The sequence below is a fragment of the Paenibacillus tritici genome (assembly GCF_018207515.1).
Lineage (GTDB): Bacteria > Bacillota > Bacilli > Paenibacillales > Paenibacillaceae > Paenibacillus_AQ > Paenibacillus_AQ tritici.
Genome location: NZ_CP073365.1, coordinates 2,598,096 through 2,611,511 on the forward strand (window position 1 = coordinate 2,598,096; position 13,416 = coordinate 2,611,511).

12 protein-coding genes are annotated in these 13,416 nt (G+C 55.6%); 9 read left to right on the plus strand and 3 right to left on the minus strand.

What is annotated here, in order from left to right; all coding sequences use genetic code 11:
• Window positions 1-40 precede the first annotated feature (40 nt).
• The 5 genes from KDC22_RS10845 to KDC22_RS10865 all read left to right on the plus strand — a co-directional run bounded on the left by KDC22_RS10845 (window position 41) and on the right by KDC22_RS10865 (window position 7,117).
• Window positions 41-916, plus strand: coding sequence for an ABC transporter ATP-binding protein (locus KDC22_RS10845; RefSeq protein WP_211723023.1), 876 nt, complete (start codon window positions 41-43; stop codon window positions 914-916).
• On the plus strand, window positions 913-2,145 hold the full coding sequence (locus tag KDC22_RS10850) for an ABC transporter permease (protein ID WP_211723024.1): 1,233 nt from the start codon (window positions 913-915) through the stop codon (window positions 2,143-2,145). Before KDC22_RS10845 ends, KDC22_RS10850 begins: the two co-directional genes overlap by 4 nt.
• The gene (locus KDC22_RS10855; protein WP_211723025.1) at window positions 2,046-2,774 is read left to right on the plus strand and encodes a hypothetical protein; all 729 of its coding nucleotides are present in this window, start codon (window positions 2,046-2,048) and stop codon (window positions 2,772-2,774) included. The genes KDC22_RS10850 and KDC22_RS10855 overlap by 100 nt, the downstream gene beginning before the upstream one ends.
• Window positions 2,775-3,147: 373 nt before the next feature.
• Complete coding sequence (locus KDC22_RS10860) at window positions 3,148-6,615, plus strand: PAS domain S-box protein (RefSeq protein ID WP_211723026.1); 3,468 nt, start codon at window positions 3,148-3,150, stop codon at window positions 6,613-6,615.
• 106 nt (window positions 6,616-6,721) lie between these two features.
• Window positions 6,722-7,117: a NusG domain II-containing protein gene (locus KDC22_RS10865; protein WP_246553463.1), complete on the plus strand. Its 396-nt coding sequence runs from the start codon at window positions 6,722-6,724 to the stop codon at window positions 7,115-7,117.
• Here KDC22_RS10865 and KDC22_RS10870 read toward each other — a convergent pair.
• The 3 genes from KDC22_RS10870 to KDC22_RS10880 are packed head-to-tail and all read right to left on the minus strand — an operon-like array spanning window position 7,110 to window position 10,006.
• Window positions 7,110-7,979, minus strand: a complete 870-nt coding sequence (locus KDC22_RS10870; protein WP_211723028.1) for a TIGR03943 family putative permease subunit — start codon at window positions 7,977-7,979, stop codon at window positions 7,110-7,112. The two genes, KDC22_RS10865 and KDC22_RS10870, sit on opposite strands and share 8 nt — an antisense overlap.
• Window positions 7,980-8,016: 37 nt before the next feature.
• Entirely contained in the window at window positions 8,017-8,934 is a 918-nt protein-coding gene (locus tag KDC22_RS10875) for a permease (RefSeq protein ID WP_211723029.1), read from the minus strand.
• A gap of 37 nt (window positions 8,935-8,971) precedes the next feature.
• Window positions 8,972-10,006 (minus strand): CobW family GTP-binding protein, encoded by a 1,035-nt coding sequence (locus KDC22_RS10880; protein ID WP_173141243.1) that lies wholly within the window; start codon window positions 10,004-10,006, stop codon window positions 8,972-8,974.
• Window positions 10,007-10,289: 283 nt separating this feature from the next.
• Here KDC22_RS10880 and rpmG point away from each other — a divergent pair, with 283 nt between their 5' ends.
• The 4 genes from rpmG (at window position 10,290) to KDC22_RS10900 (ending at window position 13,412) form a co-directional block, all read left to right on the plus strand.
• The gene (gene rpmG / locus KDC22_RS10885) at window positions 10,290-10,439 is read left to right on the plus strand and encodes a 50S ribosomal protein L33 (RefSeq protein WP_036702285.1); all 150 of its coding nucleotides are present in this window, start codon (window positions 10,290-10,292) and stop codon (window positions 10,437-10,439) included.
• Between the two features lie 31 nt (window positions 10,440-10,470).
• Entirely contained in the window at window positions 10,471-11,679 is a 1,209-nt protein-coding gene (locus KDC22_RS10890) for a GTP-binding protein (protein WP_173141241.1), read from the plus strand.
• Window positions 11,680-11,919: 240 nt separating this feature from the next.
• Window positions 11,920-12,627, plus strand: coding sequence for a metal ABC transporter ATP-binding protein (locus KDC22_RS10895; RefSeq protein ID WP_173141239.1), 708 nt, complete (start codon window positions 11,920-11,922; stop codon window positions 12,625-12,627).
• The gene (locus KDC22_RS10900; RefSeq protein ID WP_173141278.1) at window positions 12,573-13,412 is read left to right on the plus strand and encodes a metal ABC transporter permease; all 840 of its coding nucleotides are present in this window, start codon (window positions 12,573-12,575) and stop codon (window positions 13,410-13,412) included. Before KDC22_RS10895 ends, KDC22_RS10900 begins: the two co-directional genes overlap by 55 nt.
• Window positions 13,413-13,416: the final 4 nt, after the last annotated feature.

A 13,416-nucleotide genomic window follows, 5' to 3' on the forward strand; every position in this document is an offset into this window, starting at 1 on the left:
TTAAGAATGGGGAGAAGCTTAGAATGGAGAGAAGACTGGAATGGAGCTAATTATTAATCATTTGACCAAGAGCTACGGAAGCAAGCAGGCACTGCAGGATATCAGCTTCCGGGTGGGCGAAGGGATACACGGCCTGCTCGGTCCTAACGGAGCGGGCAAAACTACGCTGATGCGTCTGCTTGCCACCTTGCTTGAACCGACCTCGGGCACCGTGGAGATCGGCGGCGTCCCCTTGCGGGATAAAGCCCGGGTCCGTGAGCTGGTCGGCTATCTGCCGCAGGAGTTCGCCTTCTATCCGGGGATGAGCGTCTACGAGGCCATGGATTATCTGGCCCTGCTCTCGGGTATTGCCAGCCGCGGGGAGCGGAAACGGAGAATCGACAATCTGCTGGAGCTGGTTAATCTTACGGAGCAGCGCCGGACCAAGGTAAAGGCGCTGTCCGGCGGGATGAAACGCCGGCTCGGCGTGGCCCAGGCGATGGTGCATGAACCGAAGCTGCTGATTGTCGATGAGCCGACAGCGGGGCTGGACCCTGAGGAACGGATACGCTTCCGGCGGCTGCTGGGCCGGTTTGCGGAAGGGCGAATTGTTCTTTTGTCCACACATGTGGTCGAGGATGTGGAATCCACCTGCGAGCAGATGACTGTGCTGCATCAGGGAGGTCTGCGTTATCACGGCCGGATAGGCGATCTGACCGCCGCCGCTGCCGGGCAGGTCTGGATCGCCGAGCTGGACCGGGCGGAATGGGAGCGGGACCGTGACCGGTTCCCGGTATTATCCGCTGTGCCGGAGGGCAATGTGATGCGGGTTCGGGTACTGGCAGGTGAGCAGCCCTTTGCAAGAGCACGGCAGACAGTGCCGTCTATCGAAGATGCTTATCTGCACCTTATGCGCAGGGAGGAATCCCCGGTATGATGGCGCTGATCGGCAAAGAGCTGCGCATGACTCTGCGCAGCCTGGTGTTCTATCTGTTTATTATTGCGAGCGTCTTCTTCTATTTCACCTCTTATGCTACGGAGGAAACCTGGGGTGAACTAAGTCCACCGGCAGCAAGCGTTACACCGCAGAATCTGGGGACTGCGGAGCACCCGTATTACGGCAGGAAGCAGCCGGGTAACACTACGGAGCTGGCCCAAAGAATGAAGAGGGAAATAGGCTTCGACCTGAATGCCGGAACGACGGATAAGCAGAGACTGGGCTTCTCTGTCAAGAGCAAGCTGACAGCAGAGGAGAAGGAAGCGCTGTCGAAAGCGGTCTCCGAACTTGATCGGATTCTGCTAACTCCTGACAAGTACACTATGGCGAATGTATATAGTGTTGCCGGGGAGATCGATAAGCAGCTTGGCGGAAACAGCATGTATAAAGTAGGGCTTAGGGACTATGGTTTCCCTATTGAATCCTACGAGGAGGCAGTGAAGGCACAGGCAGTTATTCTTTCCAGTTATAATGCCAAAGTGAACGCCGGTGAACTGTTGCCCGGGGCTGCACGTTACTTCAGTGACTATATGTCTCTGCCCGCAGGGATCTTTCCAGTCTTCCTGTCCGCCTTCCTGCTGCTGCGCGACCGCTCCAGCCGGATGAGCGAGCTGACCTACAGCCGCCGGGTCTCATCATGGGTGTACGTAGGCTCCAAGTGTATCGCGCAAGGTATCATGCTGTCTCTCGTCTATCTCATCCTCGCTGTCATTGGGGGCTGGCAAACGGTGGATACACTGGGACTTACGGGCCAGACGGGAGAGGCCATAATGATCTTCCTCGGGTACACCGCCTGGTGGCTGCTGCCTACGCTATGGGTGTCTGTGGCCTTCGGGATGTTCGGCTCCATGCTGTTCCGGAGGGGAATTGTGCCTATCGCCCTCCAGATCGTCTGGTGGTTCTTATCGGTACTGCCGCTGATGGGCTCTTACGGACTGAACCGGCTGTTCATCCGGTTCAACTCACCGGATGACTATCAGCTGTACAGAGGCTGGGCGGATGAGATTGCGCTTAACCGCAGCTTCTATCTGGTGCTGACGGTCCTGCTGGTTATAGGAGCGGCAGGGTTATGGGAGAGAAACCGCAGCCGGCTGGATTCAGCGGGGACGCTGAACAGGAAGAAGGCGAAGGGAGCGCTGGCGGCGCCGGACCCGGGGGCGCTGAGATGAGCCGGCAGATCATCCTCCCGCTGGCCGGATACAACCTCAAGCTGACCCTGCACTATTCCTGGCTGCTGTCCGCCGCGCTTCTGGTTGCCGTTCCGTTCTTCATGGAGCCGTCGCTGATGGACAGGCGGCAGACAGCGAAGCTGGGAGAGCTGCTGATCAGCCTCATAGGGCTGATAGTCTATCCTTACCTGGGTCTTCTGGAGGATGGAGGGATAGGGGAAGTGCTCTATGCCAAGCGGATACGTCCTCATCCAGTATTTCTGTTTCGCTGGCTGCTTACCGTGCTTTTTATCTTCCTTGCGGTTACTGCCTTGTTCACCTGGGTGCATGGAGGCGGGGCTGAGTTTGAACTGTGGCCGATGATCGGCGGGACGGTTATCACCGCTGTGGCCATCGGGACAGCAGGAACGACGGCTGCGCTGCTGACCGGCAACATCTCCGCCGGATACATTGCCGGATTCGCCTGGTATCTGCTCGATTTCACCACCAAAGGCAAGCTGACCGGACACTTCTATCTGTTTGGCCTGCTCCGAAGCGAATGGGATCACGATAAATGGCTGCTTGCAGGTCTGTCTCTGGCCCTTGCCCTATTCTGCGCCTGCTGGCTGCCGCGCCGGAGACTGGATTAATATATTCCATGAACATCCTATAACAACCGCCTTGACGTCATGCAAGTGACGCGGGCGGTTGTTTGTGTAGCCTTTCAATCGCTGAGAGGGAGGGCTTAGTTGGAAAAAAGGCATTTAATTCTGCTTATATGGAGTGTTGCAAGTAAGCAGTTGGAAAAAGTCCACTTAATCCTCAGATTTCTATAAATTCTGCTGAAATTGGACGGAGTAAGTGTTGTTTATCCAATTAATTTTTATAAATGTACCATTGCCGTCAAATTAGGTGTACTAATTCCACTAACACTAACTACAAAGTGTGCTGGAGCATATTTGCCGAAAAAAAGGTATACTGTTAGTAATTTATGTCCCCACTTTCACAGAGGAGGCTTTAGCTTTGTCCGATACTCTATTTAAGCACTTGTATCTGCGGTCCTCAATAGGATATGCGGCAGTATCCATTATGGATGGTACTGTGCTCATGGCCAATCCTGCCCTTTGCGGGATGTTCGGGTACACCGAGGCTGAACTGAGGGCGCTGCGTTATCTGGATATGGTCTACCCGGAAGATGTACGAGCCCTGGACCACGGACAGATTATGGATTGCTTGCTGAACAGCCCGGACGGGGCTGTACATACAGAAAGACGGTTCGTGCGTAAGAACGGGGAAGTGATCTGGGTTGCGCTGCATATCTTTGTTATTAATGATGAAGCGGCTGCCGGGCACCCCCACCTGTTTGCAGAGCTGACCGATATTACCGCCCGGAAGCTGGCGGAGAAGAAGATTGAGGAGGATCATCACCTCTATAAGCTGATTACACAGCATACTCCGGATATGATCTCTTTCGCGGACCCGGACGGTACTCTGCGTTACGTCTCTCCGTCTGTGGAAGCGCTGCTAGGCTATTCGCCGGATGAAATGCTCGGCAGGAAGAAGCTGGAGTATTATCATGAAGCGGACGCGCGCGAGATGGCTGAGCAGGGCAAGCTCTTCTCGGACAGCGATGTCTTTACCCGCAGGGTCAGACATAAGAATGGTCATTACATCTGGATTGAAAGCTCGTTCCAGATCATGCGTGACAGCGCAGGTGAAGTGCGCCAGCTATTGACCATTGCCCGGGATATTACAGAGCGGAAGAAATACGAAGAGATGCTGGCTTCTGCCCAGGAGCTTGGACAGATGGGCTCCTGGGAATGGGATTCCGTTAACAGGGAGCTGAGTGTCTCCAGGCAGATGATGGCTATCTTTGAGCGAAGAGAGAACACCGGAAATCATACCGTGGCAGATTATAACGAGCTGTTCACCTGTGTGGTGCCGGAGGATCTGGAGGCACTGCGTTCAGAGCTGCAACATACCCTGAAGTCGGGAATCAACGGCGAAGCCGTCTTCAGGATTGAGGGCAGGGATAAACGAAAGTTCATCTATGCTCACTGGGAGGTTATCCTGGGTGCAGGCGGCAGAGTTCAGCAGGTCCGCGGCATCGTGCAGGACATTACCGAACGTCACAGGATGGAAGAGCAGCTCCGCGACAGTGAACGGAATTACCGTCTGATCTCGGAGAATTCCAAGGACTTTATCACGCGTAACGCTGCCGATGAACAGGCGACATTCCTGTATGCCTCACCGGTCTGCAGGCAGATGTTCGGGTATACCCCGGAAGAAATGGCCGGCAAGAGCGGGATGAGCTATGTGCATCCTGAGGACTATACCAGGGTGCAGGCTTATCTGGACAGCAGTAAGCAGGGCTTGCAGCTGGAGCCCATGGTCTTCCGCTTCCTGTGCAAGGACGGCTCTTACCTATGGGTCGAGACTACGCTTCGCCATACGCAGACGGGAAGTGCAGGGGTTGCGGAGATGATCGGAGTTACCCGGAATATTTCCGAACGCAAGCAATATGAATTGAAGCTGCTGGAGAGCGAGAACCGTTACAAATCGCTTTTTGAATATAATCCGTCCGCGATCAGCGCAATGGATCTGCAGGGTTACATACAGTCATTGAATGCCAGTCTGGAACAGTTGACGGGATATTCCCGGGAGACTCTGCTGAATTCGAGCTACGATGAAATTATTGACAGGGATGAGCTGGAGTTTGTGAATTCGCGGTTTCTTGCCGCTGCCGGAGGTATAGCCCAGACCTTCGATACCCGGATTATCCGCCGCGACGGGGGGATCGTTGAGGTAGGCATGATCTATGTGCCTATTCTGGTTGACCATGAGGTGGTGGGTGTATTTGCAATTACCAGTGATATTACAGAGCGCAAGCGGTATCTGGAGCAGATTGAGAAGCTCAGCTATGAGCATGCCCTGATTCTGAACTCTGTTTCTGAAGGGATCTTCGGGATCAATCTGAAGGGGGAGACCGTCTTTATTAATCCGGCGGCTTCGGTCATGCTGGGATACCATCCGGGAGAAGTGGCCGCGAGCATCAAGCTGCATACGATCGCCCAGACCTGGATGGATGGTGAATTATATCCCGGAGGACAAAAGACGCTGGGGGAGCTGCTGAGCACCAATCTCTCCTATGACCGGGAGCAGGAAGGGATCTTCTGGAGGCAGGACGGCTCCACCTTCCTGGTGAAATACCGGATGACGGCCCTGTACGATAACGGCGAGCGCAAAGGTGCGGTGGTTGTCTTCCGCGATATCACCGAGGAGAAGGCTGTGGTGCGTGCCAAGGAATCTGCGGAGAAGGCGGACCGGGCCAAGTCAGAATTTTTGGCGATTATGAGTCATGAGCTGCGCACTCCGATGAACGGGATCATTGGCATGGCTGATCTCCTGGCAGGAACAGAGCTTACGGAGGAGCAGCAGTATTACACCCAGATTATCACTAAAAGCGGCGGCGCACTGGTGCATATTCTGAATGAGGTTCTGGATTTCAGCAAGATAGAATCCGGCATGATGACCCTGGATCTGCAGCCGGTCGATATCCGGCAAGTGGTCCAGAACGTATGCGAGCTGTTTTATCCGCGCGTTCAGGAGAAAGGGCTGATTCTCCGCAGCGATATTGAACGGGAGATTCCGGGTGTTGTGATTACCGACGAAACCAGGCTAAGGCAGATTCTGGTGAATCTCGTCGGCAATGCGGTGAAATTCACCGAAGAAGGGGAAGTTGGCGTGTCCGTGACACTGGAAGCGGCCCGGGAGCCCGGGTCCCTGATTCTGAAGTTCTCGGTGACAGATACCGGTATTGGAATTCCGCAGGGCAGCCAAAATCTGCTGTTCCAGTCCTTCACCCAGCTGGACCCTTCCATCAACCGCAAGTACGGCGGAACCGGACTGGGGCTGGCGATCAGCAAGAAGCTGGTGGAGCTGCTGGATGGTGCCATTGGTGTGAACAGCATGGAAGGGGAAGGGTCGGAATTCTATTTCACGATTAGCGTGATGTGTCCGGCAGAGGAGTCTGGCCAACCGCTGCTTACGGGAACTGCTGCCGCTGAAGAATATAAGGGCGGGATCTTCAATATGGATCACCCTGAATCTGAATACGGCCCGCTGTCCATTCTCATTGCCGAAGACCATCCGGTGAACCAGCAGATCCTCCAGGCCTTTCTCAAAAAGCGGGGATACGCTTCGGATCTGGTTCCGAACGGGGAGCTGGCGGTTGAAGCCGTACGTTCACGGCATTATGATCTGGTGTTCATGGATATTCAGATGCCGGGAATGGATGGAATTGAAGCGACCCGACAGATTCGCGGGACCATGGGGCTGTCGCCGGTTATTATAGCTGTCACCGCCTTTGCCAGGAAGGAAGACAAAGACATGTGCCTCCGGGCAGGGATGCAGGACTTTATCTCCAAGCCGATTCACGGGGAAGCGCTGGATAGGGTGCTGAGGGAATGGTCCGGCAACGTCCGGAGATAAGTTAGCGTTGACAAACCTCCTTAAGCTAAATTACGATGTTATTAATTGTAATTAGTAATTATTACGATTAATAAGGCTCAGCGAAAGGATTAACGCAGTGCAAATCATGAAACGCGGCGATTTCATTATGATCCTGGCCGTATTGCTGGCCGCAGGCTCAATCTACGGCTATAAGTGGGTCTCGAACTCCAAGGAGCAGTACAGCCAGGGGGAGCTAAAGGCAAGGATCACGGTGAACGGCGAATTGTACCAGACGGTACAGCTGACCAAGAAGGAGCAGATGATTGATATCCGCACAAGGTATGGCCACAATACGCTGAAGGTGTATGATTATGGCATTCAGATGATCTATTCGGATGCTCCATTGACGATTGCGCTGGATATGGGCTTCATCTCCAGACCGAAACAGCAGATTATCTGCATTCCGGCCCGTCTCCTGGTGGAGATCTTCAATCCGGATTCATCTATTGATGACGATGACGCGCTGGATGCGGTCATTTGATGTCCGCGCGCTGCAGCTCCTCCCAGGCTGCTGCAGCATCGGCATTGGTGTACACATAAGGTGTGGACGGCGCTGCCATTGCAGTTATACGCTCTGGAGCAATCTGCAGGGTCTCCACTCCCTCAAAGAGCGCCACATGAAGCTTGCCCCGAACCTCAATCCAGGTATCGGCGGGCAGGCTTATTTGTGTTCCCGGCTGCAGCAGGATGCCGAAGGGAGTGGCATCTGCCGTACAGCACTGGACCAGGAAGCGGCTGACTGCATAGCCGGGCTGGCCGGCTCCTTGCGGTTCCCGGTACAGGAAGCCGGATACGGTGATCTCCTTGCCCTCGAACTGTGATTTATACAGGTTCATAGCACCCAGCGTTTCAGAGAAAATCTCAGAGTGTACCGGAATGACAGGCTGTTCATACAGCTTGCCGGCCAGCTCGGCAAATTCGGCCTCATAGGGATTGGACGGGGTGAACTTGGCCCCGTTGCCGGGCTCCGCAGCGGTATAAGACAGGACAATCCCCTTCTTGGCTGCAGCGGCACTGCCGAGTGCGCGGTCGGGCAGCAGGAAGCCCAGCAGCAGCGGCAGCAGAAAAAGGCTGTATAATGCGGAACTGCCAAGGCCCGAACGGGGCAGACGGTGCTCACAGTCACACAGGGCAGCGCTTCGGCCAAGGACTGCCTGAAGTCCAAGGCTGAGCGCCATCAGGCAGAGCGGAACCGGACATAATCTGATCCAGCGGGCCAGCTTGGGCGCAACATAATAATGCAGGGCGTCCTGCTGGACCAGATGTCCGATATAGAGGGCGAAGGCGAGCAGAATAACCGCCCTGAATAAATAGTGAAGCCGGATGCTCCGGGAATGATTCATGCAGATCCTCCTATAGGAATGCGCGATTTCATTGCAGCTATAGCCAGAGTGAAGCCAGTACGGAGCCGGTGAAGACCGTCGCGATGATGAGGAAGAACAGATACAGGGCAAACCTGGTTTTGAACAGCGACAGCAGCATCAGTGAATTCTTGAAGTCCAGCATCGGACCCAGCACCATGAAGGCGAGCAGTGAACCGGCCGGGAATACATGCAGGAAGGTGGAAGCGACGAAGGCGTCTGAGGTGGAACAGAGCGAGAGTACAAAGGACAGACCCATCATGAACAGATAGGAGCCGAGCGGCCGCTCACCAATGGCGGACAGGCTGCCCTGATTCATGAAGGTCTGGATTCCCGCAGTCAGCAGGCAGCCAATGATCAGGAATTTACCCATCTCAAAGAACTCGTCCGAAGTATGCACGAGGACAGCCGCAACCCGGCCGCCGCGTGTATCCGCCTGATGAACCTCGCTTCCCTCACGGCGGATGGACAAGCGCAGGGGGGACTTGCGGACGGTGGCATAGAGGATAAGGCCGATTAGCGCCGCCACCACAAAAGCCAGTCCCATTCGGGTGTAGGCCAGCTCCGGATGGGAGCGGAAGGCCATAAGGGTCGCCCCGTAGACGACCGGGTTGATAATCGGGCCGGACAGGATGAAGACGATTGCGACGTACAGCGGCATTCCTTTGTGTATCAGGCGGCGCACCAGCGGAATCATCCCGCATTCACAGACGGGGAACAGTATCCCGAGCAGACAGCCGAAGAGGATTGCCGGAAGCGGGCGGCGCGGAATCCAGCGCGAGATCATCTCATCTGGTACGAAGACGCGGAGGAGAGAGGAGAGCAGCGCCCCCAGAAGTACAAACGGCAAGGCCTCCAGCAGAATGCCCAGGAATGAGGTTTTGAAGGTATCGGAGAAGAGCAGCGGCCATAGGGTGAACGGAGTAAAGGTTGTCAAGGCTTCATCGGCCCCTTCCGTACCTTGAATTTATAGTTTAGCTGAACAAGCTGGCCCAGCTGCGGCTGATCGCCTTCTCATCCAGATTCAGGCCAATGCACACCACATAAGGCTGGCCCGGATAACTGGAAGCTTCCCAGGAAATGCGGTTTCCCGCGAGCTGCACCAGTTGAACGGAATCCTGGCCTGCAAGCCGTACATGTCCCTTGGCCCGGAGCAGACTGTACCCCCATTGCCGGAAAAATTCCTCCAGCTGCTCCCGCCTAAGCCCCCCGCTCCAAGCTGCGGGGACGGTTAACGTCACTGCTGCAACCTGGGAATAAGAGCCGTCTGTCCCGGCTGCCGGCTCATGTACTGCCGTCGCGCTGCCGCCGCTGGTGTTCATCCGCTGAAGCGCAGTGCCGCTGACATTGACGTTGCCGGAGCCGCGCCGGAGAGCAGGACTATTCAGCCCGCGAACAACTATGCCTGCCAGCAGCGGAGCCAGATTGATCTGGCTGTAATGGGTGAATACAATCTCGGATTCCGAGTTCTGCTTGGATACCATTTTCTCGATCTTCCATAGCGTCTCCGGTTCTACCAAATCGCTTTTGTTGACGATGATGAGGTCGGCAGTGGCGATCTGCTTGCGCAGCGTACGGACGAGCTGCTTATCGGACGAGAAGCGGCTGCTGTACTCCAGCGCGTTCTCGGCATCCAGCACTGTGACCGTATGATGCAGGCTCAGCCTGTCTGCCAGAGGCGGCGCCAGCAGCGATTTGGCAATTTCGTCGGGGTCGGCGACACCTGTAAGCTCGATGTAGATAATGTCCGGCCGGCGTGCCAGGAGGGCGGTCAGGGTGCGCGGCAGCTCCTCCTTACGGCTACAGCAGATGCAGCCGTCCAGCAGCTTTTCTACACGGGTGCCGGTGCTCTCCTGCAGAATATAGCCGTCTACATCCTTTTTCCCCAGCTCATTCATGACGACCCCCGGGTTCAGCCCCCTCAGCTTGCTCTCCTTCAGCAGACTCAGCAGCAGGGTCGTTTTTCCGCTCCCCAGAAATCCGCTTAGTATGATCACAGGTATCTTCATGGCTCACTCTCCCGCTCCAATAGTACCGTCCCCATAAGAAGGCGGCCAAGTTGCTTCACTTCATCATCATCCTGCTTATTCCCGCTGAAACGGTACCATCCTTCACAGGAACGGCCAAGCCGTTTCCGCTTGTAATTCCATCTATACGTAATTCCTGCACAGTAAAGAACACTAATCTAAGAGAGTTGAAATGTTTAGGTCACCCTGTTGACACTGGAGGGCTTAAGCATGTAGAATGTGTAAATCGTAATAATTACGATTAATCGGAAGGAGATGGATTTTAGTGAGAGTAATAGTTACTTTGGCTTGCACCGAGACGGGCGACCGCAACTACACCACTACGAAGAATAAGAGAACCACACCAGAGCGTCTGGAGATGAGAAAATATTGTCCGCGCCTGAAGCGCATCACGCTGCACCGCGAGACCCGCTAAGCGCCACTATATTGATATAAGGAGTACATCCATGAACAAAATTCCTGTAACTGTGCTGAGCGGGTACCTGGGCTCCGGCAAAACCACACTGCTCAATCATATTCTCCATAACCGTGCCGGCCTCAAGGTAGCCGTCATCGTCAATGATATGAGTGAAGTGAATGTGGATGCGAATCTGGTGAAATCCGGCAGCACGCTCTCCCGGACGGAGGAGAAGCTGGTGGAGATGTCCAACGGCTGCATCTGCTGCACACTCCGTGATGATCTGCTGCGCGAGGTGAACCAGCTCGCCTTGGAAGGGCGCTTCGATTATATTCTGATCGAGTCTTCCGGCATCAGCGAGCCGGTTCCTGTAGCCCAGACCTTCACCTATGCGAACCCTGAGCTGGATATCGACCTGACCGGGCTTGCCAGACTGGACACGATGGTTACGGTTGTCGATGCCAACCGCTTCTGGCATGATTTCGCTTCGGGCGACAGTCTGCTGGACCGCAATATGACGGCGGGTGAAGGCGACTTCCGGGATATCGTCGATCTGCTGGTTGACCAGATTGAGACCTGTGATGTCCTGCTGCTGAACAAATGCGATCTGGTGGAGGAGAATGAGCTGAACAAGCTGGAGGCTGTACTGCGCAGACTTCAGCCGCGTGCGAAGATTCTCCGCACGGTGAACGCGCAGGTGGACCCCTCCGAGATTCTGAATACAGGGTTGTTTGACTTCGAGCAGACCAGCCAGTCGTCCGGCTGGATCGCTGAGCTGGGCAAGGAGGAGCATACGCCAGAGACCGAAGAATACGGCATTACCTCCTTCGTCTACCGGCGCAGAGCACCGTTCCACCCGCAGCGGCTGAGCTTCTTCTTCAGCAACTGGCCTTCTGAGGTGGTCCGGGCCAAGGGTCTCGTCTGGCTGGCTGCGTACGGTGATCTGGCCGCGACGATCAGCCAGGCAGGGCCGTCCATCCAGTTCGGTCCCGCCGGTTATTGGCTGGCGACGATGCCGGAGGACCAGCAGCAGGAGGTGCTGGCCGCCGAGCCGGATGTCCAGGCGAAGTGGGACGGGCAGTGGGGCGACCGGCTGAATGAGATTGTATTCATCGGTGTCAGCATGAACCGTGAGGATATTGAAGCCCGCCTGGACCGCTGCCTCCTGAGTGCAGAGGAGATGAAGCAGGACTGGACCTTGTTCAACAATCCGCTGCCCTGGGCGGCAGAAGAGCTGCTTGCTGCGGGGCAGGAATAGAGAGTGCTGCGGACATGAAGATAAGGATCTGAATAGGAGGGAAGCCGGAATCAAGCTTGGCGGTTCCGGCTTTTTGCTGCCTGGTTTGCTGCCTGGATAGGTATGTGAATCAGCTCAAATCCGGTTAATTTCCGGGCATGGGTTTACAGATCGTAATAATTACGATAAACTCAATGGAGTTAAAACGTAATTATTACGAATAAACTTCATGTCCCACCGAAGAAGGGAGGACTAGGGCATATGATGTTGTCATCCATGCGGGATGTGGTGTTCGGCTACGGAAATGAGCCGGTCATTGACCGCTTGTCGCTGGATATTGAGGCCGGGCAGTTCATTGGAATTACCGGCCCGAACGGAGCGGCGAAGACGACGCTGCTTAAGCTGATGCTCGGCCTGCTGAAGCCATGGAGCGGGACGGTCTCCCTGAACCGGGAGATCAGCGGAGAGGGCAGGCTGGTTATCGGCTACGTGCCGCAGCAGGTAGCCTCCTTCAATGCCGGATTTCCCAGCAAGGTCATCGAGTTGGTCCGCTCCGGCTGTTACTCCAGGCTGGGATTATTCAGCCGCTTCACTAAGGAGCAGGAAGCACTCGTCGAGAGCAGCTTGCGGCAGGTGGAGATGTGGGACTACCGTAACCGCAGAATCGGTGAGCTGTCCGGCGGGCAGAAGCAGCGGATCTGTATCGCCCGGGCACTGGCCCAGCAGCCGCAGGTGCTGGTTCTCGATGAGCCGGTTACGGGGCTGGATGCGGCCAGCCGCAGCGGGTTCTACAAGCTGATGCGCCACTACGTCAGCCAGCATGGCTGGACTGTCATTATGGTTACACACGGCCTGGAGGAATCCGGCGCCTATCTGGATACCGTGATCACTCTGGAACGCCAAGAACAGGAGGGCTGGACATGCTTGGTTACGAATTCATGCAGCGCGCATTTTGGGCAGGAGGCCTGATCGGCCTGATTGGGCCGCTGCTTGGCGTGTACCTGATGCTGCGCAGGCAGGTACTGATGGCGGATACGCTGTCCCATGTATCACTTGCCGGAGTTGCGCTTGGTTCCGTGCTGCAGTGGAATCCTGCTCTCAGCGGCTTCAGCGTGGCTGTTGCCGGAGGCTTGGTCATCGAACAGCTCCGCCGCTCTTACCGTACATACAGTGAGCTTCCGGTTGCTATTATTATGACCTCAGGCCTGGCGCTGGCCGTCGTGCTGATGAGCCTGAAGCAGAATCTGTCCAAGAGCTTCAGCTCCTATCTGTTTGGCTCCATCGTAGCCGTCAGTAATACTCAGCTGAAGCTGATTGCCATAGTGGCCGCCGCCGGTCTCCTCTACTTCATCGTTCTGCGCCGCCCGCTGTACAGCCTGACGTTTGACGAAGAGACCGCCAGCATCAGCGGTGTTCGTACCGGGCTGCTGTCCTTCTCATTTGCCGTACTGACCGGCATGACCGTTGCCGCAGCAATGCCAGTGGTGGGTGTGCTGCTGGTATCCGCTCTGATTGTGCTTCCGGCCTCCATTGCGCTGAGGATCGCTTCAGGGTTTACCGCCGCGATATTCATTGCGGTGGGCGCCGGTCTGACCGGTGTTTTTAGCGGCCTGACGGCTTCCTATTATATCAACACACCTCCCGGAGGCACGATTGCCTTAATTCTGCTGGTCATTCTGCTGGTCACCATCGGGGTACAGCGGCTGATTAAGCTTAGAAACCGCCGCAGTGCTCATCCTTCCACAACCAATTAAGAAA